Raw genomic sequence first — 24,311 nt, 5'->3', positions numbered from 1 at the left:
AAAAGGGCGGGAACGCCGTCGTGACCAGAGAGCCACGGGCGAGCAGGCGCAGGGCACGGCTCAGCGTTGCCACACTCCCGCCGCGCGGCTCTGGCGAGGGATCAGAGCCCCGCAATCGGCACCACCCGCAGCTTGGTGGGATCCACGCCGGCAAAGCCCATCACGCCGTTGCCGTAGGACACCAGATCGTTGTAACCGAAACTGCGGCCGATGTTGCGCAGGGTCACCCGATCTTGGCGGCCGAAGTTGCGGATCACGAAGCGCTGCATGTGATTGAACGGTCCGTGGGTGCGTGTGTTGTTGGTGAAGAAGAAGCGATCACGCACCTCATCTCTACCGAAATTGATCACACTCTGGGAACGCTTGGTGATCGCTCCGGCCGTCGACTGAAAGTCGATCAGATCACTGCCCCTGGATCCCTGGAAGATCCAGTTGCGGGCCATGGCGTTGTTCACCCGGAAGCCGGTGACGATGTCCCGGGGATTCGCCCTGCCTTCGGCAGCGGCTTGCCGTTGCTTCAACGACGACACCTTCATGGTGGCGGTCCATGAAACCGGCTGATTCAGCCAGCTGGAGCCTCCTGTGAGCTGAATGATCGACGATTTGCGACCTTTGACCCGTCGGGCCGAGATCCAGTCAGGCTTGCTGACGAAAGTCGAGAGTGCGGCAGACACGCATGGCGTCCAGTGGAGCAGAATTTGTAACGCTGGCGGCGCGACTGGCAAGAGTGGCCGCAGCCAGATCGGGAACTGACTGCCACCTCTTGCGCCAGGCTGCAGCGATCAGCTGTTGAGCTTGAGCACGGCCATGAAGGCCTCCTGGGGTACCTCCACCTTGCCCATGGCCTTCATGCGTTTCTTGCCCTTGGCCTGTTTCTTCAGCAGTTTTTTCTTGCGGGAGATGTCCCCGCCATAGCACTTGGCGAGCACGTCCTTGCGCATGGCACTGATGCTCTCCGAGGCGATCACACGGCTGCCGATCGAGGCCTGGATGGGAATCTTGAACTGCTGGCGGGGGATCAGTTCCTTCAGCTTCTCCACCAGCCCCTTGCCCACGTTGTAGGCCTTGTCGCGGTGCACGATGGTGGTGAGGGGATCGGCCTTCTCGCTGTTGATCAGCACATCGAGGCGCACCAGCTCATTGCGGCGGTAGCCGATCAGTTGGTATTCCATGGAAGCATAGCCCTTGGTGCGGCTCTTCATCTGATCGAAGAAATCCGTTACCACCTCAGCCAGCGGCATCTCGTAGTGGAGCGTCACCCGATCGGTGGTGATGTACTTCATGTCCACAAACTCGCCGCGCCGCTCCTGACACAGCTCCATCAGGGTGCCGTTGAAGGTGTTGGGGGTATAGATCTCGAGCTTCACATAGGGCTCTTCGATCGATTCACGCTTCTGCGGATCCGGCAGGGTGGCGGGATTATCCACCATCAGCATCGAGCCATCCAGCAGGTTCACCTGATAGATCACCGATGGGGCGGTAACAATCAGATCGAGGTTGTATTCCCGCTCCAGCCGCTCCTGCACGATCTCCATGTGCAGCAGCCCCAGGAAGCCGCAGCGGAAGCCGAAGCCCATGGCACTGCTGGTTTCCGGCTCGTAGCGCAGGGCCGCATCGGAGAGCTGGAGCCTGTCGAGGGCCTCGCGCAGATCGGGGTATTGATCGGCATCGGTGGGGAACAGCCCGCAGAACACCATCGGCTTCGCCTCGGTGTAGCCCGGCAGGGCCGCCGCCGCCGGGTTGGCGGCCAGGGTGATCGTGTCGCCCACGCGGGCATCGGCCACGGCCTTGATCGAGGCGGCCAGGTAGCCCACCTCGCCGGCGTGGAGGCTCTCCACCTGGCGCTGATCCGGCGCCATCACACCCACCTCATCGAGCTCGTAGCTCTTGCCGGAGGCCATCAGCAGCACTTTGTCCTTGCGGCTGATCGAGCCGGCCATCACCCGGAAGTACACGATCACGCCGCGGTAGGCGTCGTAGTAGGAGTCGAAGATCAGGCCTGCAGCGGCTCGGCCATCCGGTTGGCCGGAGGCGGCACCCGCTCCACCACCGCCTCCAGGATGTCCGGCACGCCGAGGCCGGTCTTGGCCGAACAGGCGATCGCCCTGGAGCAATCAAGGCCGATGATCGCCTCGATCTCCTCCTTGATCCGCTCCGGATCGGCACCGGGCAGATCGATCTTGTTGAGCACCGGAATGATCTCCAGATCATTCTCCAGGGCGAGATACACATTCGCCAGGGTCTGGGCCTCCACCCCCTGGCTCGCATCCACCACCAGCAGGGCCCCTTCGCAGGCCTGCAGCGAGCGACTCACCTCATAGGAGAAGTCCACATGGCCGGGGGTGTCGATCAGGTTGAGGATGTAGTCGGTGCCATCGGCGGCGGTGTAATCCATCCGCGCCGCCTGCAGCTTGATCGTGATGCCCCGTTCACGCTCCAGCTCCATGTTGTCGAGAAACTGCTCCTGCATGTCGCGAACGGCCACGGTGCCGGTGTCCTGCAGCAGTCGATCGGCGAGGGTGGATTTGCCGTGGTCGATGTGGGCAATGATGCAGAAGTTGCGGATGCGGGAAACAGAAACGTCGGTCATGCGCTCAGATTCAGCCGCTCCCGCAGGTCGAAGCCAGGGGCGGAGGCAGCATGATCCTAGGCAGGGGCAGGGGACCCCCTGGAGAAGCCCCACTCAGGAGGGCTTCCTAAAGGCGGGGGTGGGGGGTGGTATCACGAACATTCACCTACCAGCCCGCCCAGGACCAATCCACTGAACCTGACAGCCGAGCTCGCTTGCGCGAGCCCTAAAAGGGCCGTCGAGCAGGATTGGCATGCCACCAGCAGCTGGCTTGCCGGAGCATGCGGCAGCCCAAGCTCTGGTCAACCCAGCCTTGGCTGCTTCATCAGCCAAACGCCCCGGGCCCTGGCCAGGAAAATCGGCTTCGGCAAACGCTTTCCCTGGGCCCTGACATGGGCAAACCCCAGATCTAGCCACCCAGAGGAGCCCCTCATTAGGATGGAGCTGATTCCCGAACTGACGTCATGACCACTGAGACGCCCACTCTTGATCCTCGTGCCCTCACCGTGGAGAACGTGGAGCGCACCCTTGATGAGCTGCGCCCTTACCTGATGGCCGATGGGGGCAACGTCGAGGTGGTGGAAATCGAGGGGCCTATTGTGAAAGTGCGGTTGCAGGGAGCCTGTGGGAGCTGCCCGAGCAGCACCATGACCCTGAAGATGGGCATCGAACGCAAGCTGCGGGAGGCCATTCCTGAAGTCAGCGAGGTGGTGCAGGTGCTCTGAAGCCGACCCTGTCGACATAAGGGCTCACAAGAGGCTCTGGGGACAATCACGATTATTGTCACCATACAACTATTGAATGGATCAAAACGCATTTTGTCGAAGCTCTAGCCAAGTAGCAGCCGGATTCCCTCTTGAAATAACTATCAAATCAAAACCAAATCAAATTAAACGCACAATGCAGGCGTAGCTACAAGCTCTCAATCTCTGGATTTATCGCCCCCGCCTGATCGAGTGGATCATTTCAATTGGCCATCATCCCCACCGGGCTCGCGGTGCTGTTGAAGTCAGGCACCTGCATGATCATCTTGATCAGCCCACTAAAATTGGCAGCCTGAATGGGGTTCAGCTTCGGTCCCAACCCCCAACTTTCGGCACACGATCAAACAGACACACCGATGCCTCCGCCCGGCTCGCCGGCCAAGCCGAGGCAGCCTCGCTGTTCCATACCAGAGAGAAGGACGCCGGCCTCAGCCTGTACCCGCGCCCACCTGGTCCTCACGGTGGCGTCGTAGGCCGCCACCGCGATCCCACTCACCCCGTGACCCTGCCCCCCGCGCTACCTCATCCTGCGCGCCGGCGTGCAGCTCTTCATCGACTGAAGGCCCACGGGGTCATGCCCCAAGCCGCTGCCAGGCCTGCTTTTAGGCTGCCTCGATCCGCCCCCCTGCCGTGCTCGATCAGCGCCTGCTGCGCAGCCATCCCGACCAGATCGTGAGCCAGCTGGCCCGCCGCGGCCTGAGCGTGGATCTGATCGGCCTGCAGCTGGTGGCCACCGAGGAGCGCGACCTCGAGCAGCGCCGCAGCGGCCTGCAGGCCGAGGGCAACCGCATCGGCAAGGAGGTGGGCCAGCTGATCCGCGGCGGCGCCGATCCGGGCGGGCCGGAGGTGGCGGCCCTGCGGGAGCAGGGCAACCGGGTGAAGCAGCAGGTGGCGGTGCTGGAGGAGGAGGAGAAGGCGCTGCAGAGCCAGCTGCGCGAGCAGCTGCTCACCCTGCCCAACCTGCCCGCCCCCGAGGTGCCTGAAGGCCGCAGCGAGGCCGACAACGTGGAGGTGAAGCGCTGGGGCGAGCCGCGGCCCCCCGCCGGCCTGCAGGAGCACTGGGAGATCGGCGAGCGCCTGGGCCTGTGGGAAACCGAGCGCTCGGTGCGCATCGCCCAGAGCCGCTTCATCACCCTGCTGGGGGCCGGCGCGCGCCTCGAGCGCGCCCTGATCGGCTTCATGCTCGATCACCACACCGCCTGCGGCTACACCGAGGTGCTGCCGCCGGTGCTGGTGAACTCCGCCAGCCTCACAGGATCGGGCCAGCTGCCCAAGTTCGCCGAGGAGAGCTTCCAGTGCGCCGGCGACGACCTCTGGCTCACCCCCACCGCCGAGGTGCCGCTCACCTCCCTGCACCGCGATGAGGTGATCCCCGCCGAGCAGCTGCCCCTGCGCTACTGCGCCTACACCCCCTGCTTCCGCCGTGAGGCCGGCTCCTACGGCCGCGACACCCGCGGCCTGATCCGCCTGCACCAGTTCAACAAGGTGGAGCTCTACTGGTTCTGCCATCCCGACCAGTCGGCGGCGGCCCTGGAGCTGATCACCGCCCAGGCGGAATCAATCCTCGAGGCCCTGCAGCTCCCCTACCGCCGCATCGAGCTCTGCGGCGCCGATCTCGGCTTCTCCGCCGCCCGCACCTTCGACCTGGAGGTGTGGCTGCCCGGCGCCGGCGCCTACCGCGAGATCTCCAGCTGCTCCCTCTGCCACGACTTCCAGGCCCGCCGCTCCGCCATCCGCTTCAAGCAGGGCAAGACCACCCAGCTGCTGCACACCCTCAACGGCAGCGGCCTGGCCGTGGGCCGCACCATGGCCGCCCTGCTCGAAAACGGCCAGCAGGCCGATGGCTCGGTGATGCTGCCCGCCGCCCTGGCGCCCTACTTCGGAGGCGAGCGGATCGCTTGAGCCGCAGGCACCTGAACAGCCCCCCACGCCATGAGACAGAGGCCCACCAGCACCTGGTACGACCAGCAGCAGCGGCGCCGCCGCTCACCCTTCTTCCGCCAGCTCGATCGCTCCTTCCAGTTCCGGGTGCTGATCGCCGCGGCCTGCTCGTTCGTACTGTTGTCGGCGGTGAACCGCTTCGAGAACTGCCATCGCGCCCGCCTGGAGCCCGATTGCCTCACCAGCAACTATCTCGAGATCATCAGCATCGACAACGCCGAAGCGTTCAGCATCGTGGCCGCCGCCTTCGTGTTCATCTTCGAGGCGGGCAAGCGCCGCGAGCGCGAGCACCACGAGATGCTCGATCTGCTGCTCTCTGACCGACAGGCCGGCACCACCAACAGCCTCGGCCGCATCCGCGCCCTGGAGGATCTCTCAGCCGCTGGGATCTGGCAGGACGACTTCGATCTGCAGCGCGCCAACCTCGAGGGCCTGCACATTCCCTTCAGCCGCTGGCGGGGCGCCAACTTCTCCGGCACGGTGCTGCGCCATGCCGACCTCCACGGCGTGGACCTGCAGGGGGCCGATTTCAGCGACGCCGACCTCAGCGGCGCCGATCTCTCCGCGGCCGATCTCCGTGGCGCCAGCTTCCTGCGGGCCCGGCTGCACCAGGCCGATCTGCGCGGCGCCCGCCTCACCGGCACCGACTTCCAGGATGCCGATCTCAGCCAGGCCCTCTCCGATCAGCCCCTGCCGCCAAGCGGTACCGCCGCCAGCGGCCCCACAATGGATGTTCTCAGCGACACGACCTGAATGGGCGTTCTCACGGCACTGGCGATCCTGGCGGGACTGATCGTGGTGCACGAGGCCGGCCATTTCTTCGCGGCCACCTGGCAGGGCATCCGGGTGAGCAGCTTCTCGATCGGCTTCGGGCCGGTGCTGCTGGAGCGCCAGCGCCGGGGCGTGCAGTTCGCCCTGCGGGCCATCCCCCTGGGTGGCTTCGTGGCCTTCCCCGACGACGACGAGGACAGCCCGATCGCCAAGAACGATCCCGACCTGCTCACCAACCGCCCCCTGCACCAGCGCGCCCTGGTGATCGCCGCCGGGGTGCTGGCCAACCTGCTGCTGGCCTGGCTGGTGCTGGTGGCTCAGGGGGTGGTGGTGGGCCTGCCGGCCGGCTTCACCTCCGCGCCTGGGGTGCTGGTGTCGGGCGTGCTGCCCGGCCAGCCCGCCGCCGTCGCCGGCCTGCAGCCGGGCGATCGGATCGTGGCCCTGGCCGGTGAGGACATCGGCGGCGGCCAGCAGGCCGTGGCCTCCCTGGTGGAGCAGATCAAGGCGGCGCCGGAGCGCGATCTCACGCTGGTGGCCGAACGCGGCGATCAGCGCCTGGCCCTGCGGCTCACCCCCAGCGATCTCGATGGCGTGGGCCGCATCGGCGCCCAGCTCCAGCCCAACGGCACCGAGCTGTTCCGCCCGGCCCGCAGCCCCCTGGAGGTGATGGGCCAGGCCAGCCGCGACAGCTGGCTGCTGCTGAAGCGCACCGCCGGCGGCTTTGTCACCCTGGTCACCCACTTCGGTGAAACGGCCTCCCAGGTGTCCGGACCCGTGAAGATCGTGGAGATGGGCGCCACCCTGGCCCAGCAGGGCGGCGGCAGCCTCTTTCTGTTCACCGCACTGATCTCGATCAACCTGGCGGTGCTCAACGCCCTGCCGCTGCCGCTGCTCGATGGCGGCCAGCTCGCCCTGCTGCTGCTGGAGGGCGTGCGGGGGCGGCCGCTGCCGCAACGCTTCCAGATGGCCTTCATGCAGTCGGGCTTTGTGTTCCTGGTGGGCCTCAGCATGCTGCTGATCGTGAAGGACACCTCCCAGCTCCCCGCCGTGCAGCAACTGCTCGGGCGCTGATCGGGCCACCCCATGCCGCGCCTCGCCACGGCCCGCCAGCGGGCGCCCCAGATCCTGGAGCGCCTCGGCGTGCTCTACCCCGATGCCACCTGCTCCCTCGACTGGCGCACGCCCTACGAGCTGCTGGTGGCCACCATGCTCTCGGCCCAGTGCACCGATGAACGGGTGAACCGGATCACCCCGGCCCTGTTCGAGCGCTTCCCCGACGCCGCCAGCGCCGCCGTGGTGGATGCCACCGAAGTGGAGCCCTACGTGCACTCGGCAGGGTTCTTCCGCAACAAGGCGAAGAACATCGTGGCCGCCTCACGGCTGCTGATCGAGCGCCATGGCGGCGAGGTGCCGCGCACGATGGAGCAGCTGCTGGAGTTGCCGGGCGTGGCCCGCAAGACCGCCTCGGTGGTGCTGGCCTGGTGCTACGGCATCAACGCCGGCGTCACGGTGGACACCCACGTGAGCCGCCTGGCCCAGCGGCTGCGCCTCAGCCGCCACAGCGAACCGCGCCGCATCGAGCCGGATCTGATGAAGCTGATCCCCCAGCCCGAGTGGCAGACCCTCTCGATCCGGCTGATCTTCCATGGCCGCGCCGTCTGCACGGCCCGCAGCCCCCGCTGCCCCAGCTGCCCGATCGCCGACCTCTGCCCGATGGGGGCAGGGGCCACGCGGTAGGCTCAACGATTCCTGACCGCTACCACTCCGGCCCGCATGGCGAAGAAGTCGATGATTGCGCGCGACGTGAAGCGCAAGAAGATGGTGGAGCGCTTCTCCGTCAAGCGCGCTGCCCTGAAGGCCGCCTTCGAAGCCGCCGCCGATCCGATGGAGCGGCTGGAGATCCACCGCAAGATCCAGTCCCTGCCGCGCAACAGCGCCCCCAACCGGGTGCGCAACCGCTGCTGGGCCACCGGCAAGCCCCGCGGCGTTTACCGCGACTTCGGCCTCTGCCGCAACCAGCTGCGCGACCGCGCCCACAAGGGTGAACTGCCCGGTGTGGTCAAGTCGTCCTGGTGAGCCTCACCTCCAGCCGTGCTGGCGGGGCGCTGCCGCACCCCAGCACGGCTGAATGCGAGAATGGTGGTTGACAAAGAGAGATAAGGCCAAGTGCAAGGACAAACTCAGTCGATCTCCTTCGATGGTCGGGAGATCCGGCTGACCACCGGGCGATTTGCTCCCCAGGCAGGGGGTGCTGTGATGGTGGAGTGTGGTGATACGTCGGTTCTGGTGACCGCCACCCGCTCCAAAGGCCGTGAAGGCATCGATTTCCTCCCCCTGATCTGCGACTACGAGGAGCGCCTCTACGCCGCCGGGCGCATCCCCGGCAGCTTCATGCGCCGCGAGTCGCGCCCCCCCGAGCGCGCCACCCTGATCTGCCGCCTGATCGACCGCCCGATGCGGCCGCTGTTCCCGAACTGGATGCGCGACGACCTCCAGATCGTGGCCACCTGCCTGTCGCTGGATGAACGGGTGCCGCCCGATGTGCTCGCCGTGACCGGCGCCTCGATGGCCACCCTGCTGGCCAGGATTCCCTTCAACGGCCCCATGGCCGCCGTGCGCGTGGGCCTGCTAGGTGACGACTTCGTGCTCAACCCCACCTACCGCGAAACCGAGCGCTCCGAGCTCGACCTGGTGGTGGCCGGCACCCCCCAGGGCGTGATCATGGTGGAGGCGGGCGCCAACCAGCTGCCCGAGCAGGATGTGATCGAGGCCATCGACTTCGGCTACGAAGCGGTGTGCGAACTGATCAAGGCCCAGCAGAACCTGCTCAAGGAGCTGGGCATCGAGCAGGTGATCCCCGAACCGTTGGAGGAAGATCCCGCCCTGCCCGGCTTCCTGGCAGCGGAGTGCAGCCAGCCCATCGGCGAGCTGCTCAAGCAGTTCAGCCTCAGCAAGGCCGAGCGCGATGAGAAACTCGACGCCATCAAGGCCGAGGTGGGCCAGAAGATCGCCGGCCTCGGTGAGGACGACCCCATCCGCAAGGCCTCCGGCGGCAAGGCCCTCGGCAACGCCTACAAGCGCCTCACCAAGCAGCTGATGCGCGCCCAGATCGTGGGCGAAGGCAAGCGCGTCGATGGCCGCAGCCTCGATGAGGTGCGTCCGATCCAGGCCGCCGCCGGCGTGCTGCCCAAGCGCGTGCACGGCTCGGCCCTGTTCCAGCGCGGCCTCACCCAGGTGCTCTCCTGCGCCACCCTCGGCACCCCCAGCGACGCCCAGGAGATGGACGACCTCAACCCGTCCACCGAGAAGACCTACCTGCACCACTACAACTTCCCCCCCTACTCCACCGGCGAAACCAAGCCGATGCGCTCCCCCGGCCGCCGCGAGATCGGCCACGGCGCCCTGGCGGAGCGGGCGATCATTCCGGTGCTGCCCGCCAAGGAATCCTTCCCCTACGTGCTGCGCGTGGTGTCGGAGTGCCTCAGCTCCAACGGCTCCACCTCCATGGGCTCGGTGTGCGGCAGCACCCTGGCCCTGATGGATGCGGGTGTGCCCCTGAAGGCCCCCGTGAGCGGCGCCGCCATGGGCCTGATCAAGGAGGGCGAGGAGGTGCGCATCCTCACCGACATCCAGGGCATGGAGGACTTCCTCGGTGACATGGACTTCAAGGTGGCGGGCACCGAGAAGGGCATCACCGCCCTGCAGATGGACATGAAGATCACCGGCCTGGCCGTGAGCACCGTGGCCGAGGCCATCAACCAGGCCCGTCCGGCCCGGCTGCACATCCTCGAGAAGATGCTCGAGGCGATCGACAAGCCCAACCAGAGCCTCAGCCCCCACGCCCCGCGCCTGCTCAGCTTCCGCATCGATCCGGAACTGATCGGCACCGTGATCGGCCCCGGCGGCCGCACGATCAAGGGCATCACCGAGCGCACCAACACCAAGATCGACATCGAAGACGGTGGCGTGGTGACCATTGCCAGCCACGACGGCGCCGCCGCCGAGGAGGCCCAGAGGATCATCGAGGGCCTCACCCGCCGCATCACGGAAGGGGAAGTGTTCAGCGGCGGGGTCACCCGCGTGATCCCCATCGGCGCCTTCGTGCAGATCCTGCCCGGCAAGGAGGGCATGATCCACATCTCCCAGCTCAGCGAATCGAGGGTGGAGAAGGTGGAGGATGTGGTGAATGTGGGCGATCAGGTGACCGTGCGCGTGCGCGAGATCGACAACCGCGGCCGCATCAACCTCACCCTGCGCGGCGTGCCCCAGGCCGACACCCCCGTGCCCGTCTGAGCCGGGGCCCGTCTGAGGGGCTGGGGTCAGAGCGGGAAGCCAGGGTCGATCACGGCCATGGCCGCCGCGGCCCGCTCACACAGCTGGCCGTGGGCCAGGCCATGGCTGGCAATCAGGCAGCCGGCCTGGCGCACGTCGCCGCTGTTGTAGGTGAGCGGCGCGCCATCGGCGTGGCTGAAGCTGCCGCCGGCCGCCCGCAGCACCGCCTCGGGCGCGGCCATGTCCCAGTCCTTCGGGGCACTCTTGCCCGAAAGCGAGATGTAGAGGTCGGTCTCGCCCCGCAGGATCGTGGCCACCTTGCCGCCCACGCTGCCGATCGCCTTGGTGTCGCCCAGCTCCAGGGCGCCGAGCAGCTGCTCCAGCCGCTGGTCGCGGTGGTTGCGGCTGGCCACCAGCACCAGCTCCCCCAGCTCGCGCCGCCCGCTGAGCCGGGCCGGGCTGCGCTCACCGCTGCGGCTCTCGCACCAGGCCTCACTGCCATCAGCTGCCACCACGCCGATCCAGAGCTCCTCCATCTCCGGCAGCAGCACCACCCCCAGCACCGGCGCGCCAGCGCGCACCAGGGCCAGGTGCACGGCGTACTCGCCGGTGCCCTGCAGAAAGTCCTTGGTGCCATCGAGGGGATCGAGGATCCAGATCCACTCGGCCGCCAGGGGCTGGCCGGCCGTGAGCTGCTCGCTGGCGGTCTCCTCGCTGAGCAGGGTCCAGTCGGCGTCAGGGAAGGCGCCGCCCAGGCCATCGAGCAACCAGCGGTTCACGGCCAGGTCAGCGGCACTCACCGGCCCCTCGCCGCCGGAGTCCACGCTGAGGGCGGCGGCAAAGCCGTAGGGGGGTTGCTCGCCGCGGGCATAGGCGCGCAGGATGTCGGCTGCGCCCCAGCTCAGCCGCCGCAGCACCGCCAGCAGCTCCTCCAGGGCGATGCCTGAGGGCAGGGTGAGGGTGGTGGCCAACATGCTGGTGCTGCAGGGGGCATTGTGCAGGAGAACCCAGCTGATCCCCGAAGCGACCTGATCCCGTGACCCAACAGCCAGAACCGGCGCCGGGGGTGCTCTACCTGGTGGGCACGCCGATCGGCCATCTCGGCGACCTCTCGCCCCGGGCCCGGCAGGTGCTGGCGGGGGTGAACCGCATCGCCTGCGAAGACACCCGCCGCAGTGGCCTGCTGCTGCACCAGCTGGGCCTGCGCGGCCGCGACCATGGCCCGCGGCTGCTGTCGTTCCATCAGCACAACCAGGCCGCCCGGCTGCCCGAACTGCTGGCCGCCCTGCAGGCCGGTGAGGCCATCGCCGTGATCAGCGATGCGGGCCTGCCGGGCATCTCCGACCCCGGCGAACTCCTGGTGGCCGCCGCCCGCGCCGCCGGGCTGGCCGTGATCTGCGTCCCCGGACCCAGCGCCGTGACCACCGCCCTGGTGAGCAGTGGACTGCCCTGCGGCCGCTTCTGCTTCGAGGGCTTCCTGCCGCCCCGGGCCAGCCAACGCCGCCAGCGCCTGCAGGAGCTGGCCCAGGACGAGCGCACACTGGTGCTCTACGAAGCGCCGCATCGCCTGCTGGATCTGCTCGAAGACCTGCTGGCCACGGTCGGAGACCGGCCCCTGCGGGTGGCCCGCGAACTCACCAAGCGCCACGAGGAGCAGGTGGGCCCCACGGTGATGGCGGCCCTGGAGCACTTCCGCCGCACCCCTCCCCAGGGGGAGTGCACTCTCGTGCTGGGTGGCGCCCCGGCCGCGGCTCCAGCCGCCTGGGATGAGGCAGCGCTGCTCCAGGAGCTGGAAGCCCTGGTGGCCGGCGGCCTCAGCGGCCGCGATGCGGCCCGGAACCTGGCGGAGCGCAGCGGCCACAGCCGCCGCGATCTCTACGCCCTGCTGCACCGCGGCAGCTGAGCAGGCAGACTCCTGCCAGATCGCGCTCCGCTGCCATGCTCGTGCGCCTGCGCCTGGTGCTGGCCAGCCTCTCCGGCGGCGCTCTGCTGCTGCTGCTGCTCTGCCTGGGCGCCCAGAACCTGGAGCAGCGCCCGAAGCTTTGGGTGGGGGCGGGCAGCACCGCCCCCCTGCCAGCCGGCTTCCTGGTGGGGCTGGCCCTGGTGGCCGGGGTGGTCAGTGGCGGATGCTCGGCGGCCCTGCTCTGGCCGGGGCCCCGGAACTAGGCCTCGGAACCGCTGGCCGGGGGGTTCGCCGCGGCCTGGGTGCCTGGCTCCGGCAGGGCGTAGAGGCTGCCATCGATCACCACGCGGCTGATGCCCTGGGCGCTCAGGTAGGGGGCGGTAAGCAGCAGCAGGCTGGGATTCGGCAGCGGGATCACCCGCTGGTTGCGGCCGCAGTGGCGCTTGGCCAGGCGCTGATTGCCGAACACGCCCACCGCCTGGCGTTCCTCCTCGTCCTGGGGAAGGGGCCCCAGCTCGGTGAACTCCCGCAGCGGCCTGGCCAGCAACTCCACCATCTTGTCCACCAGCAGGAAGGCGGTGCTGGGCAGCTCCGCCTCGGAGAGGGGCCGGCAGCTGATCGGCTCGGGCGGATGGTCGAGGGCCAGCACCGGCACGGTCACGAAGGTCTCATGGCCGTCGTCCTCGCTGCCTGCGTCCTCGCCGTCGGGGTCGTCGGCGTTGGTGTCGTCCGTGTCGGGGTCGTCGCCGAAGTCATCGGCGTCGTCGATGGCCCACACCCGCCGTCGACCGCCATCCACGGGGTCTTCATCCGGATCGAAAATGCTCTCTGCTGGCTCGGATCCGGCGGCCGGCTCAGCCGCTGGTGGCGCCGGCTCGGCCTCTGGGGGCTTCTCCTGCAGGCGGATCGGCGGAGCAGCAGCGGCGGCGGCCGGGGCCGGCTGCGCTGCGGCAGCAGCCTGCCTGCCGCGCCGCTGCTTGAGCTGCTCATACTCAGCCGAATCGAGGCACGCCTTCAGGGTGCGGCTGATGGTGTTGGCACTGCAGCCATACAGCTTGCCCAGCTCCGTGCTGGTGTCTCCCGCCCGGTAGCGCGCCACGATCTCCTTCTTCTGGCCCTCGGAAAGCCGGCTAGCCACCATCCACCGTCCATCCAGAGCAGCAGAACACTTTAAGGGCCTGTCCAGGAGCTGCTGGCACAATGGCCCCAGCCGGCCCACCGGGCCGACCCGCTCCCTTAGCTCAGCTGGATAGAGCAGCTGCCTTCTAAGCAGCCGGTCGATGGTTCGAATCCATCAGGGGGCGCTGTCACAGCTCAGCAGGGCCGCTTCAAGCTCACCCAGGCGCCGGAGCTGGGCGCCTTCGAGCGGAAGCTCGCCGCCGATGGGGTGCGTGCCACGCAGTTGTTGTGGATGTGGAGCCGTGCAGCGTCAATCACGATTCCAGCGGGCTCTTCTGCCTCTTTCCGAGACGGCCCGGGAGCGCTGGCTGAGGCCTCTGGCCTGGCGAGAACACACAGCTAAGCCACCTGCAGCGCATCGAGCAGGGGATAGGCCTGGGCAATCGGATCGCCTGTGAACTGCGCCACCCAGCCCTCGGGGTTGACGAAGAACCGCAGCGCACAGAAGTGGGGTTCGGGACCCATGTCGAACCAGTGGCGGGTGCCGGCGGGCACGGCGATCCAGTCGCCGGCTTCACACAGCACCTGGGCCACCTCCTCGCCCAGGTGCAGGCAGAAGAGGCCGCGGCCCTCCACGAAGAAGCGCACTTCGTCTTCGCTGTGGGTGTGCTCGGCCAGGAACTTCTGACGCAGGGCCTGGCGATCGGGGTGGTCGGGGGCCAGGCGGATCGCATCCACGCTGGGGTAGGCGCCCCCCTCCTGCACCCGGGCCACCTCGGCGGCATAGGCGGAGAGGATCTGGGCCTGGTCGGCGCCGGCGGGCAGCTGGGCCCGGGCGGGCCAGCGCTGGAAGGTGATGCCGCGCTGGGCCAGGGCAGCGGCGATGCTGGCGCCATCGCTGCTGCGCAGGGCCAGCTCGGGCTGGCCGCCTGGGGTGGCAGGGTTCCGATAGATGGCCAGGAGAGTCATGGCGTCCGCGCCGCTGGGCGACAGCCTAGAAACCGCAGCAGCAGGCCCTGCCCCTGCCACACCTGGTCTCACCCTGGTGGGCGTGGGCCCCGGCGACCCGGAGCTGCTCACCGTGGCGGCGGTGCGCAGCTGCGGCAGGCCGCCGTGGTTGCCTACCCGGTGGCCCGCGAGGGCGCCGAGGGCATGGCCGCAGCGATCGCCGCCCCGTGGCTGAGTCCGCAGCAGCGCCGCCTGCCGCTGCTGTTCCCGATGGTGGCGGAGGCGGCCCCCCGCATCGCCGCCTGGCACGCCGCCGCCGATGCCCTGGCGGCGGAGGTGGCCGCCGGCCTGGCGGTGGTGCTGCTGTGTGAGGGCGACGTGTCGCTGTTCGCCAGCAGCAGCTATGTGCTGCTGGCCCTGCGCCAGCGCCATCCCGGCTGCCCACTGCGGCTGATCCCCGGCATCGCGTCGGTGGCGGCGGCTGCAGCGGCCGGCGCCTGGCCCCTGGCCCTGCAGCAGGAGAGCCTGCTGATCCGGCCCACCCCCGAGAGCCCCGCCGAGCTGGAGGCGCTGCTGGCGCAGGCAGCGGCCTCCGCCACGGTGCTGGCCCTGCTCAAGCTGGGCCACCGCTGGCAATGGGTGCGCCCCCTGCTGGCGGCCCGGGGCCTGCTGGAGGCAGCCCTGTTCGCCCAGCGGGTGGGCTGGCCCGACCAGCAGGTGGCCCCGGCCCTGGCGCTGCCGGCGGCGGAGCAGCCCTACTTCTCGCTGCTGCTGATCCGCCAGGGCTGGCCGGCGGTGCTGCCGTAGGCGTCCTCCAGCAGGGCCAGGGCATCGGCCGGCGTCGGCGCCCGCATCAGGGCATGGCGCAGCCGCGGCGCCCCCGGGAAGCCCTGGCAGGTCCAGCCCATGTGTTTGCGGGCGATCAGCAGGCCGTGATCCCCCCGGGCCGCCACCAGGGCCTGCAACTGCTCGGCGGCCAGCAGGATGCGCTCACCGGCGTCCGGGCTGGGGGGGATGGGCCGGCCGCTGAGGGCGGCGTCGATCTGGCCCACCAGCCAGGGCGCCCCCATGGTTCCCCGGCCCACCATCAGGCCATCGGCGCCGGTGGCGGCCAGGCAGCGCAGGGCATCGGCGGGGCTGGCCACATCGCCGTTGGCGATCACCGGGATGGTCAGAGCCCGCTTCACCGCGGCGATGGCCCCCCAGTCGGCACGGCCCCTGAAGGCCTGCTCGCGGGTGCGGCCGTGCAGGGTGAGCAGCTGGGCGCCGGCCTGCTCCAGCCGGCGGCACCACGCCACGGCGGTGTCAGCCCCGCCGCCGCACCAGCCCAGCCGCGTCTTCACCGTGACGGGAATGGACACCGCCGCAGCCACCGTGTCCACGATCCGGGCGGCCAGCTCAGGGTCGCGGATCAGGCCGCTGCCGCCGCCCTTGCGGGCGATCTTCTTCACGGGGCAGCCCATGTTGATGTCGATCAGGAAGGCGCCCGCCGCCTCGGCGCGCCGGGCCGCATCGGCCATCGCCTGCGGCCGGTGGTCGAACAGCTGCACCCCGATCGGCCCGCTCTCAGCCCCCAGCTCCTCCACCTTCTGCAGGCCGTGGCCCAGCTCCAGGCTGGTGGCATTCACCATCTCGGTGAACAGCAGGGCATCGGGGGCCCAGCGCCGCACCAGCCCCCGGAAGATCCGATCACTCACCCCCGCCAGGGGCGACTGCAGCACCCGGCAGCGCAACCGCCGCGGCGTGCCGTGGCCGGCCAGCAGCAGCAGTTCAGGGGCAGGGGCGGCGATCATGGCGAGGATTCTGGGATGAGGCCGTGCTTCCCCCCGCCGCTCCTGCCCAGGCCGCCCCGACGGCCGAGGCCTACCCCCTCAGCCGGGCGCTGCTGGAGGCGGTGCTGGCCGACCGCCTCAGCGATCGCTTCGTGTGTGAGCTGATCTGGCCGCGCCTGGGGTATGGGCCCGATGGCTCCGGCACCTGGAGCGCGGGCCCGGCCACGGGGGCGGACTGGCGGGAGTCGTTCCCCCTCGCCCCGCAGCTGATCGCCGAGCGCCCCGCCAGCGTTCGGCTCACCCGCTCGATCGCCAAGCCCCACAAGCAGCTGCTCAAGCAGCAACTGGGCTTCGGCGGCTACCGCATCGGCGAGCTCTACCCGCGCCGCACCCGCCGCGCCACGGCGGTGACCTGGTTGCTGGCTCACCTGGCCGAGCGCGGCGAACCGCTGCCGGAGCTGGGGCCGCTGCCGCCGCTGCTGGACGCCCCGGCCGATCCGGTGCGCGGCCACCCCGGCGACCCGCCGATCTCCTGAGCGCCCTGCCGGCTGAGTGGCACGGTCAGCAGCCGACCTATCTGTACTGTCAAGGCAGGACAGTCGTTGCGATAAGACTCTTGGCCTTACCGGTCGTCGCCATCATCGGCCGCCCCAACGTGGGCAAATCCACCCTGGTGAACCGGCTCTGCCGCAGCCGCGAGGCGATCGTGCACGACCAGCCCGGCGTGACGCGGGACCGCACCTACCAGGAGGGCTTCTGGGGCGACCGCAGCTTCCGGGTGGTGGACACCGGCGGCCTGGTGTTCGATGACGACAGTGAATTCCTGCCCGAGATCCGCGAGCAGGCCAACCTGGCCCTGGCCGAGGCGGCCGTGGCCCTGGTGATCGTGGATGGCCAGCAGGGCTGCACCGGCGCCGACCAGTCGATCGCCGAGTGGCTGCGGGGCCAGGGGGTGCCGGTGCTGCTGGCGGTGAACAAGTGCGAGTCGCCCGATGCCGGCCTGGCGATGGCGGCGGACTTCTGGGGGCTGGGCCTGGGCGAACCCCATCCGATCTCGGCCATCCACGGCGCCGGCACCGGCGACCTGCTCGACGCCGTGATCGGCCACCTGCCCCCCACCGAGCAGGTGGAGAGCGAGGAGCCGATCCAGCTGGCGATCATCGGCCGCCCCAATGTGGGCAAGTCCAGCCTGCTGAACGCCGTGTGCGGCGAAAACCGGGCGATCGTGAGCCCGATCCGCGGCACCACCCGCGACACGATCGACACCACGATCGAGCGGGAGGGCAAGAGCTGGAAGCTGCTCGACACCGCCGGCATCCGTCGCCGCCGCTCGGTGAGCTACGGCCCCGAATACTTCGGCATCAACCGCAGCTTCAAGGCGATCGAGCGCAGCGACGTGTGCGTGCTGGTGATCGATGCCCTCGATGGCGTCACCGAGCAGGACCAGCGCCTGGCGGGCCGCATCGAGGAGGACGGCCGCGCCTGCGTGGTGGTGGTGAACAAGTGGGATGCCATCGAGAAGGACAGCCACACCATGCCGGCGATGGAGCGCGAGCTCCGGGCCAAGCTCTACTTCCTCGACTGGGCGCCGATGCTGTTCACCTCGGCCCTCAGCGGCCAGCGGGTGCAGGCGATCTTTCCGCTGGCCCTGCTGGCGGTGGAGCAGCACCGCCGCCGCGTCACCACCTCGGTGGTGAACGAGGTGCTCACCGAGGCCCTGAGCTGGCGCTCGCCGCCCACCAGCCGCGGCGGCCGCCAGGGCCGGCTCTACTACGGCACCCAGGTGGCGGTGCGGCCGCCCAGCTTCACCCTGTTCGTGAACGAGCCCAAGCTGTTCGGCGACACCTACCGCCGCTACGTGGAGCGCCAGATCCGTGAGGGCCTGGGCTTCGAGGGCACGCCGATCAAGCTGTTCTGGCGTGGCAAGCAGCAGCGCGACGCCGAGCGCGATCAGCTGCGCCAGCAGAATCGCGGCCGCTGAGCCTCCTGCCTTTGGACCTCCTCCGCCAGATGCCGATCGGCCAGTTCGTGGCCGAGGAGGGCGGTGAGGGCGGGCGTGGCAGCTGGCTGCGGCGGCTGGATCCCCGCCTCAAGCTGGCCTGGACCATGGCCTTCCTGGTGACGCCGATCCTGGCCGGCCCGATTTGGCGCCTGGCCCTGGTGGGGCTGCTGCTGCTGATCACCGCGGTGTGCGGCCTGCCCTGGCGGCTGTGGCGCCGCAGCCTGCCGTTGCTGCTGGCCCTGTGTCTGCTGGTGGGGGGGCTGGCGACCTGTTGCCGGCGGGTGGGGTGGGCGCAGCGGCCCTGCAGCGGCCTCCGGCCGAGGTGCGGCTGCTGCCTGGATCACCCCTGGAGCCACCACCGCAGCGGGCCGGGATGCCCTGGGAGCTGGTGCGCTGGGGGCCGATCAGCCTCGGCCCCGTGAGCCTCGGCCCGCTGGTGATCAACCGCCGCTCCGCCGAGCTGGGTCTCAACGGCGCCACGCTGCTGTTCACCCTGGTGCACAGCGCCAACCTGCTGCTGCTCAGCACCCCACCGGAGGAGCTGGTGTGGTCGTTCGGCTGGCTGCTGGCCCCCCTGGCGCGGCTGGGCTGGCCGGTGGAGCGGCTGGGGTTCACCCTGCTGTTGTCGTTGCGCTTCCTGCCGCTGGTGCAGGAGGAACTGCAGAACCTGGTGCGCTCCGTGGCCACCCGGGCGGTGAACCTGCGCCGGCTCGGCTGGCAGCTCTCCCTGGGGCTGGTGCTGGGGGTGGGGGAGAGGCTGCTGGCCAACCTGCTGCTGCGCTCCGAGCAGGGGGCCGAGGCCCTGCTGGCCCGGGGCGGAACCTGGCAGCCGCCCTGGCAGCTGCACCGCCTGGCGCCGCCGGCGCGGGCCGCCAATCTGCTGGTGAGCCTGGGGCTGGGATTGTTCCTGGTCTTACGATGGCGTGTCGGTGCTCTTTAATACCTGCAGATCAGAAGGCTGAGTGACCACCGAGCGCTATCTCAATCACCCCACCTTCGGGATGCTCTACCGAGTGGCGCCAGTGCCCGACGGCAGGGATCTCTACGCCACGCTGTATGCCCAGCGGATCTTCTTTGTGGTGACCCTGCAGCCCAGGGGCGCCAGTTTTGAGGTGGTGCCGTTGATGGATGCCCGTCACTTCGCCGAGCAGAACCTGGCCCGGGTGCGCCGGGATGGCGCTGAGGCCCATGCCCACTGGCGACAGCTCTTTGACCAGACCTTCATCTGAGCCACTGGCCTCTGAGCCTTTGGCGGCGCGGCTCGAGGCGATCACCGCTGCGTTGCCTCCCGGCTGCCGTCTGCTGGCGGTGAGCAAGGGCCATCCGGCCGAGGCGATCCGGGCCGCCGTGGCGGCGGGGCAGCGCAGCTTCGGCGAGAGCCGGCTGCAGGAGGCCAGCGCCAAGCAGGAGGAGCTTGCCGACCTGGCCCCACTCGACTGGCACTTCATCGGCCGGCTGCAGGCCAACAAGGCCCGGGCGGTGCTCCGCCGCTTCGGCACGATTCACTCGGTGGACAGCCTGGCCCTGGCGGAGCGGCTGGCCCGCATCGCCGGCGAGGAATCCCTCAACCCGGCGGCGCTGTTCCAGGTGAAGCTGCGGCCCGACCCCTCCAAGACCGGCTTCAGCCCAGAGGAGCTGCGCGCCGCCTGGCCACGCCTGGCGACGCTGGCGCCGCTGCGGCCGGTGGGGCTGATGACCATCGCCCCGCAGGGCCTCGGCCACGAGGAGCTTCAGGTTCTGTTTCAGGCCTGCGCGGCCCTGGCCACGCAGCTGGGCTTGCCCGAGCGTTCGATGGGCATGAGCGGTGATTGGCACGAAGCGGCGGCGGCGGGCAGCACCTGGGTGCGGATCGGCAGCGCCCTGTTTGGTGTGCGACCGTCCCAACGGCTTGCCATCACTGACGTGGGACGCTATTCAGGTTGAAAGCACCCCAAGAGGTTCGCTCCGTGTCGTTGTTCTCCCGCCTGCGTGCCGTCGTCTCCGGCGATGACTACCTCGAAGGCGATTACGACGAGGACCTCGATTACGACGGTGGCGACGCCCAGGACCCCCCTCCGATCCAGCGCAGCAGCGCCCTGGCGCTCAGCTCCGATTTCAGCTCCGACGACCCCTTTGCCGGCAGCAATGTGATCGGCATGCCGGGGCTCTCCTCCGCGGCGGCGGAGGTATCGCTGATGGAGCCCCGCAGCTTCGACGAGATGCCCCGGGCGATCCAGGCCCTGCGGGAGCGCAAGACGGTGATCCTCAACCTCACCATGATGGAGCCCGATCAGGCCCAGCGGGCCGTGGATTTCGTGGCCGGCGGCACCTTCGCCATCGACGGCCACCAGGAGCGGGTGGGCGAGAGCATCTTCCTGTTCGCCCCCAGCTGCGTCAGCGTCACCACCGCCAGCGGTGAAGAGGTGTCTGCCCCCACCACCATCTCCCGGGAGCTGGCCCAGGACCAGGAAGCCGCTCCCTCGCCGGCCTGGGGCCGCCAGGACAGCGCCCTCTAGAGCGTTCGATCACCCCGCTGCCGTTGCACCCGGTGCCGCTTGCTTCCGGTTCCCTGCTCCCCAGCCTCGGCGTGGTTGGATTCGGCACCATGGCGCGTGCCTGGTGCTCCCCCTGCTGGAGGCAGGGCTGCTGGAGGCCCCGGGCCTGAAGGCAGTGGTGGCCAGTCAGGCTTCCGCCGCCCGCCTGCAGGAGCGCCATGGCCTGGCGGTGGGCACCGATCCGGCGGCGGCCTGGGCGGCACCGGTGCTGCTGCTGGCCGTGAAACCCCAGCAGCTTGAGGCCGTGGCGGCCACGGCTCCGCCCGGGGCCTCGGGGCTGTTGATCTCGGTGCTGGCCGGCGTGAAGCTGGAGCGGCTGCAGCGCCTGTTCCCGAGCTGGCGCTGTGTGCGGGCCGTGCCCAACACCCCCTGCCAGGTGGGCTGTGGGCTCACGGGCCTGGCCCTGGCCCCCGAGCTGGAAGAGCCGGAGCGGGCGTTGGTGCGGCAGTTGTTTGCCCAGGTGGGGGAGGTGCATGAGCTGCCCGAAGTTCAGCTCGATGCCTTCCTGGCCCTCACCTCCTCCGGGCCGGCCTTCGTGGCTCTGGTGGCGGAATCCCTGGCGGATGGGGCCGTGGCCGCCGGCCTGCCCCGGGCCCTGGCCCACCACCTGGCCCAGCTCACCCTGGCGGGCAGCGCCGCCCTGCTGGAGCAGCAGGAGCTCCACCCAGCCCAGCTCAAGGACCTGGTGAGTTCACCGGGCGGCACCACCATCGCCGGCCTGCGCCAGCTGGAGCGCGGCGGGCTGCGCTCAGCCCTGATCGAGGCGGTGCTGGCGGCGGCGCAGCGCAGCCGCGAGCTGGGCTGAGCCCTCAGGAGCCAGCGGGCTTGCTGCCGAGGCGCGGTTCGGTGCCGGCCAGCAGGCGGCCCAGGTTGCTGCGATGGCGCCAGATCACCAGGGCACTGGTGAGCAGGGCCAGCAGCAGGTAGGGCCAGCGCACACCGGCCCCCTGGCCCTGGAACCAGCCCAGCATCAGCAGCGGCAGGGCCACGGCGGCCAGCACGCTGGAGAGCGACACGATGCGGCTGAGGCTGAGCACGGCGAGAAACACCCCGAAGCTGGCCAGCCCCACCGGCCAGGCCAGGCCGAGCAGCATGCCGAGGGCCGTGGCCACCGCCTTGCCGCCGCGCCAGCCCAGCCACACGGGCCAGCTGTGCCCGGCCAGGGCCGCCAGGCCGCAGGCCACCACCCAGCTGTCGATGGCCCAGGCGGCGGGCCCCAGGGGCTGGCCCAGGGGCTCCAGCACGGCCTTGGCGAGCAGCACCGCCGCCGTGCCCTTGAGCACGTCGATCAGGAACACCGCCAGGGCCGGGCCCTTGCCCACCACCCGCAGCACGTTGGTGGCGCCGGTGGAGCCGGAGCCCTCGCGGCGGATGTCGATGCCCTTCAGCCAGCGAGCGGCCAGGTAGCCACTGGGGAGGGAGCCCAGCAGGTAGCCCGCGAGCAGCAGGGGCAGGGCAAGGGGCAGGGTCATCGGATCGGCAGGGCTGGCTGGGGGAGGGAGAGGCGGCTCAGTAGATCTCTTCGTCGCGCATCAGTTCGCCCGGGCCGGGGGCAAAGGCCAGCCAGAGGGGGAACTGCAGGATCGGGATGTCCACCACCTGCTCAGCGGCATCCACCAGGATCAGGGGCAGCTCGCCGCGCTCCTCCAGCCGGTCGGCCCGCTCGATCAGGGCATCGGGGCGCTCGAACAGCACGATGCCGCTGCTGGGGCCGAAGTCTTCGCGGTCGAGTCCCAGGGCCTCCTGGAGGCCGCGGCGCCACTCGCCCAGCCGCTCGGGCTGACTGGCCAGCACCAGGGTCTGGAAGCGATCGCCGTAGAGCTCCCCGAGGATCGCGATCGCGGCGGCGCTCACCAGGGCATTGCGGCCGCGGCTGCCGCCGCTGGGCTGGGCGCCGCGACCGCCCTGATCCAGAAACCAGTTGTCGAGGCTGGCGGCGGCTTCGGCATCGAGGCTGCGGCGCAGCTTCCAGGCGGGCGCGTAGAAATCGGGCTGGCCCTGGAAGCCGGCGAGCTGCTCGCGGATCAGGCCCTCATCGGCGCTGAACTGGCCTGCGGCGGCCACCGCGGGACCGGGCGGCGGGGGGCTGGCCTGGGCCGCCTGCTCGGCATCGAGAGCCGAGGGGGCCACCAGCAGTTGCTGGGGCACCAGGTCCACCTGTTCGGCGGCCACGGCAAGGTCCTGCAGGGCGCCCACCAGGTAGTCCTGGAAGCCCTTGAGCCGGCGGGCCATCCCATCGGCCTGGCCCGTGACGCTGCTCTGAATCTCGCGGTTGATCTGCTCCTGGCGGCTCTCCAGCTGGTGAATCTCGTCCAGGAGCTGCTGGCGCCGATGACGCAGTTCCTCCAGGGCCAGCTCCTGCCAGGCCGGCGCGTCCGCACTGGAGCCGAGGGAGGCGCTGTCAGGGGGGCCGCTGGCCGCCTGCTCAGTGGGGGCGGGCTCAGCCGGGTCAGGCCCTGGCGGGGTGACGCCGCTCTCGGAGGCGGCGGTGGGGATGGGCTCCTCAGGCATCGGACGCGGAGAGATGGCTCAGGTGACGGTCCAGTTGTCGGCGCAGGGCCCCAGCATCGAACAGCAGGGGCAACAGGTGAATGCTGCGCTCCTCGCGGAAATAGAACACCACGGGCAGGCCCGGCCAGAACAGCTTCCAGGCCAGCCAGCTGGCATAGGGAAAGCGGCGCAGCTCGGTGTTCTGGCGCCACACCACCAGGGAGTCGGCCTGAAACTCGAGCCGCAGCAGAGCGGTCTGCAGCAGCAGGAACAGCCCCAGCAGGCCCACCCCCAGGCTCAGCCACAGGGCCCCACCCCAGAGGGGCAGCAGCGCCAGACAGCCCAGCGCCAGCACCAGCACGCCCCCGGCCACGCCGTAATGGCGCGGCAGGCTCGTGGCTTCAGGCTCTGGAGCTGGGGCCGAGGCCGCAGAAGGGGGAGTGGTCATGGCGGGGTCATTCGAGGCGGGGTCATCCAAAGAGCACTGAGGTGAGCACGCCGTCCATCAGCGCCACCGTGACCAGGATCATCACCACGGCGCCGGTGGTGGTGGTGCCCACCTCCTTGGGGCCGCCCCGGGTGGTGAGGCCCCAGCCGCAGGAAATCACGGCGATCTGCAGCCCGAACACGAGGGCCTTCACCAGCATGAAGGGCAGATCCTCCGGCTGCATCCAGGTGCGCACGGAGTTCCAGAACACGCTGGGGGGAATGTTGTAGAGGAAGGCACTGCTGGCCTGCCCCGACCAGATCCCCACCCCGAAGAACAGCAGGCACTGCACCGGCGCCATCACCACCATCGCCAGCACCCTCGGCACCACCAGGTACTGCACCGGGTCGGTGCGCAGCATGGTGATCGCATCGATCTGCTCGGTCACCTTCATGGTGCCCAGCTGGGCGGCGTAGGCGGTGGCCACCTTGCCGGTGAGCAGGGTGGCGGTGAGCAGGGGCGCGATCTCGCGGGAGAGTCCCATGGCCAGCAGGCCCCCCACGGCAGCGCTGGCGCCCTGCTTGGAGAGCTCGGCCACCACCTGGATGTTGAACACGGTGCCGGCAGCCAGGGCTGTGATCACCACGATCAGGAAGCTGCCCGGGCCGGCTTCCAGCAGCTCGTTCATCAGGTCGTTGACGCCGATGCGGCCGCGGGCGATGGCGCTCACCGCCTGGCCCCCGATCAGGCCGCTCACCGCCAGCCGCCGCAGCCAACGCGGGGCCCGCAGCCAGCTGGG

The 24,311-nt window shown here is 69.7% G+C and carries 23 protein-coding genes, 1 tRNA gene and 4 pseudogenes; 18 read left to right on the top strand and 10 right to left on the bottom strand.

Annotated elements, in window-relative coordinates; translation table 11 throughout:
• Positions 1–101 precede the first annotated feature (101 nt).
• Positions 102–536: a hypothetical protein gene (locus IQ220_RS00375; RefSeq protein ID WP_193912773.1), complete on the bottom strand. Its 435-nt coding sequence runs from the start codon at positions 534–536 to the stop codon at positions 102–104.
• 246 nt (positions 537–782) lie between these two features.
• Positions 783–2,590 (bottom strand): annotated as a pseudogene (gene lepA / locus IQ220_RS00370) (translation elongation factor 4).
• Positions 2,591–3,033: 443 nt separating this feature from the next.
• Here lepA and IQ220_RS00365 point away from each other — a divergent pair.
• The 7 genes from IQ220_RS00365 to IQ220_RS00335 all read left to right on the top strand — a co-directional run bounded on the left by IQ220_RS00365 (position 3,034) and on the right by IQ220_RS00335 (position 10,338).
• Positions 3,034–3,294, top strand: coding sequence for a NifU family protein (locus tag IQ220_RS00365; protein ID WP_186697118.1), 261 nt, complete (start codon positions 3,034–3,036; stop codon positions 3,292–3,294).
• A gap of 669 nt (positions 3,295–3,963) precedes the next feature.
• A complete protein-coding gene (gene serS / locus IQ220_RS00360) occupies positions 3,964–5,235 on the top strand; it encodes a serine--tRNA ligase (protein ID WP_186697119.1) in 1,272 nt (423 codons plus the stop codon).
• A 30-nt stretch (positions 5,236–5,265) separates the two neighbouring features.
• Positions 5,266–6,027, top strand: coding sequence for a pentapeptide repeat-containing protein (locus IQ220_RS00355; protein WP_186697120.1), 762 nt, complete (start codon positions 5,266–5,268; stop codon positions 6,025–6,027).
• Entirely contained in the window at positions 6,028–7,116 is a 1,089-nt protein-coding gene (gene rseP, locus IQ220_RS00350) for an RIP metalloprotease RseP (protein ID WP_186697121.1), read from the top strand.
• A 12-nt stretch (positions 7,117–7,128) separates the two neighbouring features.
• On the top strand, positions 7,129–7,782 hold the full coding sequence (gene nth / locus IQ220_RS00345; protein WP_186697122.1) for an endonuclease III: 654 nt from the start codon (positions 7,129–7,131) through the stop codon (positions 7,780–7,782).
• Between the two features lie 36 nt (positions 7,783–7,818).
• Positions 7,819–8,121 carry a 30S ribosomal protein S14 gene (gene rpsN, locus IQ220_RS00340; protein ID WP_186697123.1) on the top strand — a complete coding sequence of 101 codons (303 nt, stop codon included), beginning with the start codon at positions 7,819–7,821 and terminating at the stop codon, positions 8,119–8,121.
• 90 nt (positions 8,122–8,211) lie between these two features.
• Positions 8,212–10,338 carry a polyribonucleotide nucleotidyltransferase gene (locus IQ220_RS00335; RefSeq protein ID WP_186697124.1) on the top strand — a complete coding sequence of 709 codons (2,127 nt, stop codon included), beginning with the start codon at positions 8,212–8,214 and terminating at the stop codon, positions 10,336–10,338.
• A gap of 26 nt (positions 10,339–10,364) precedes the next feature.
• Here the strand turns inward: IQ220_RS00335 and IQ220_RS00330 are convergent, their stop codons facing one another.
• Complete coding sequence (locus IQ220_RS00330; protein ID WP_186697125.1) at positions 10,365–11,291, bottom strand: 3'(2'),5'-bisphosphate nucleotidase CysQ; 927 nt, start codon at positions 11,289–11,291, stop codon at positions 10,365–10,367.
• A gap of 62 nt (positions 11,292–11,353) precedes the next feature.
• On the opposite strand from IQ220_RS00330, the gene rsmI reads away from it, so the two are divergent.
• A complete protein-coding gene (rsmI, locus tag IQ220_RS00325) occupies positions 11,354–12,220 on the top strand; it encodes a 16S rRNA (cytidine(1402)-2'-O)-methyltransferase (RefSeq protein WP_193912771.1) in 867 nt (288 codons plus the stop codon).
• Positions 12,221–12,255: 35 nt separating this feature from the next.
• The gene (locus IQ220_RS00320; RefSeq protein WP_186697127.1) at positions 12,256–12,483 is read left to right on the top strand and encodes a hypothetical protein; all 228 of its coding nucleotides are present in this window, start codon (positions 12,256–12,258) and stop codon (positions 12,481–12,483) included.
• On the opposite strand, the gene IQ220_RS00315 is transcribed toward IQ220_RS00320, so the two are convergent.
• Positions 12,480–13,361 carry a hypothetical protein gene (locus IQ220_RS00315; protein ID WP_193912770.1) on the bottom strand — a complete coding sequence of 294 codons (882 nt, stop codon included), beginning with the start codon at positions 13,359–13,361 and terminating at the stop codon, positions 12,480–12,482. The genes IQ220_RS00320 and IQ220_RS00315 overlap by 4 nt on opposite strands.
• Positions 13,362–13,450: 89 nt before the next feature.
• On the opposite strand from IQ220_RS00315, the gene IQ220_RS00310 reads away from it, so the two are divergent.
• Positions 13,451–13,524, top strand: a tRNA-Arg gene (locus tag IQ220_RS00310).
• A gap of 214 nt (positions 13,525–13,738) precedes the next feature.
• On the opposite strand, the gene IQ220_RS00305 is transcribed toward IQ220_RS00310, so the two are convergent.
• Entirely contained in the window at positions 13,739–14,308 is a 570-nt protein-coding gene (locus tag IQ220_RS00305) for an acireductone dioxygenase (protein ID WP_193912768.1), read from the bottom strand.
• A gap of 76 nt (positions 14,309–14,384) precedes the next feature.
• Here IQ220_RS00305 and cobI point away from each other — a divergent pair.
• A pseudogene (gene cobI, locus IQ220_RS00300) lies at positions 14,385–15,094 on the top strand (precorrin-2 C(20)-methyltransferase).
• Here the strand turns inward: cobI and dusB are convergent.
• Complete coding sequence (gene dusB / locus IQ220_RS00295; protein WP_193912766.1) at positions 15,043–16,080, bottom strand: tRNA dihydrouridine synthase DusB; 1,038 nt, start codon at positions 16,078–16,080, stop codon at positions 15,043–15,045. The pseudogene cobI and the gene dusB overlap by 52 nt on opposite strands.
• A 23-nt stretch (positions 16,081–16,103) precedes the next feature.
• Between dusB and IQ220_RS00290 the strand changes: the two genes are divergently transcribed.
• From IQ220_RS00290 to proC, 7 genes and pseudogenes are all read left to right on the top strand, one after another.
• Positions 16,104–16,595, top strand: a complete 492-nt coding sequence (locus IQ220_RS00290; RefSeq protein WP_193912764.1) for a DUF1823 family protein — start codon at positions 16,104–16,106, stop codon at positions 16,593–16,595.
• An 80-nt stretch (positions 16,596–16,675) separates the two neighbouring features.
• On the top strand, positions 16,676–18,040 hold the full coding sequence (gene der, locus IQ220_RS00285) for a ribosome biogenesis GTPase Der (protein WP_186697133.1): 1,365 nt from the start codon (positions 16,676–16,678) through the stop codon (positions 18,038–18,040).
• An 11-nt stretch (positions 18,041–18,051) separates the two neighbouring features.
• A pseudogene (locus tag IQ220_RS00280) lies at positions 18,052–19,001 on the top strand (CbiQ family ECF transporter T component).
• Positions 19,002–19,023: 22 nt separating this feature from the next.
• Positions 19,024–19,290 (top strand): PipX family protein, encoded by a 267-nt coding sequence (locus IQ220_RS00275; RefSeq protein WP_186697135.1) that lies wholly within the window; start codon positions 19,024–19,026, stop codon positions 19,288–19,290.
• Positions 19,250–19,984: a YggS family pyridoxal phosphate-dependent enzyme gene (locus IQ220_RS00270; protein ID WP_193912762.1), complete on the top strand. Its 735-nt coding sequence runs from the start codon at positions 19,250–19,252 to the stop codon at positions 19,982–19,984. Before IQ220_RS00275 ends, IQ220_RS00270 begins: the two co-directional genes overlap by 41 nt.
• Positions 19,985–20,007: 23 nt before the next feature.
• The gene (locus IQ220_RS00265; RefSeq protein ID WP_193912760.1) at positions 20,008–20,556 is read left to right on the top strand and encodes a cell division protein SepF; all 549 of its coding nucleotides are present in this window, start codon (positions 20,008–20,010) and stop codon (positions 20,554–20,556) included.
• 89 nt (positions 20,557–20,645) lie between these two features.
• Positions 20,646–21,400: pseudogene (proC, locus tag IQ220_RS00260) on the top strand (pyrroline-5-carboxylate reductase).
• A 4-nt stretch (positions 21,401–21,404) separates the two neighbouring features.
• Here the strand turns inward: proC and plsY are convergent.
• Genes plsY through IQ220_RS00240 form a run of 4 tightly spaced genes read right to left on the bottom strand, consistent with a single transcriptional unit; the run spans position 21,405 to position 24,302 of the window.
• Positions 21,405–22,067, bottom strand: a complete 663-nt coding sequence (gene plsY, locus IQ220_RS00255; protein WP_193912758.1) for a glycerol-3-phosphate 1-O-acyltransferase PlsY — start codon at positions 22,065–22,067, stop codon at positions 21,405–21,407.
• A gap of 37 nt (positions 22,068–22,104) precedes the next feature.
• Positions 22,105–23,106, bottom strand: coding sequence for a DUF3086 domain-containing protein (locus IQ220_RS00250; RefSeq protein WP_193912757.1), 1,002 nt, complete (start codon positions 23,104–23,106; stop codon positions 22,105–22,107).
• Positions 23,099–23,533, bottom strand: a complete 435-nt coding sequence (locus tag IQ220_RS00245) for a DUF3119 family protein (RefSeq protein ID WP_193912755.1) — start codon at positions 23,531–23,533, stop codon at positions 23,099–23,101. Before IQ220_RS00245 ends, IQ220_RS00250 begins: the two co-directional genes overlap by 8 nt.
• Before the next feature lie 22 nt (positions 23,534–23,555).
• On the bottom strand, positions 23,556–24,302 hold the full coding sequence (locus tag IQ220_RS00240) for an ABC transporter permease (protein WP_193913116.1): 747 nt from the start codon (positions 24,300–24,302) through the stop codon (positions 23,556–23,558).
• Positions 24,303–24,311 lie beyond the last annotated feature (9 nt).

The sequence above is a fragment of the Cyanobium sp. LEGE 06113 genome, assembly GCF_015207615.1.
This window is presented reverse-complemented; position numbering and strand designations above follow the sequence as displayed.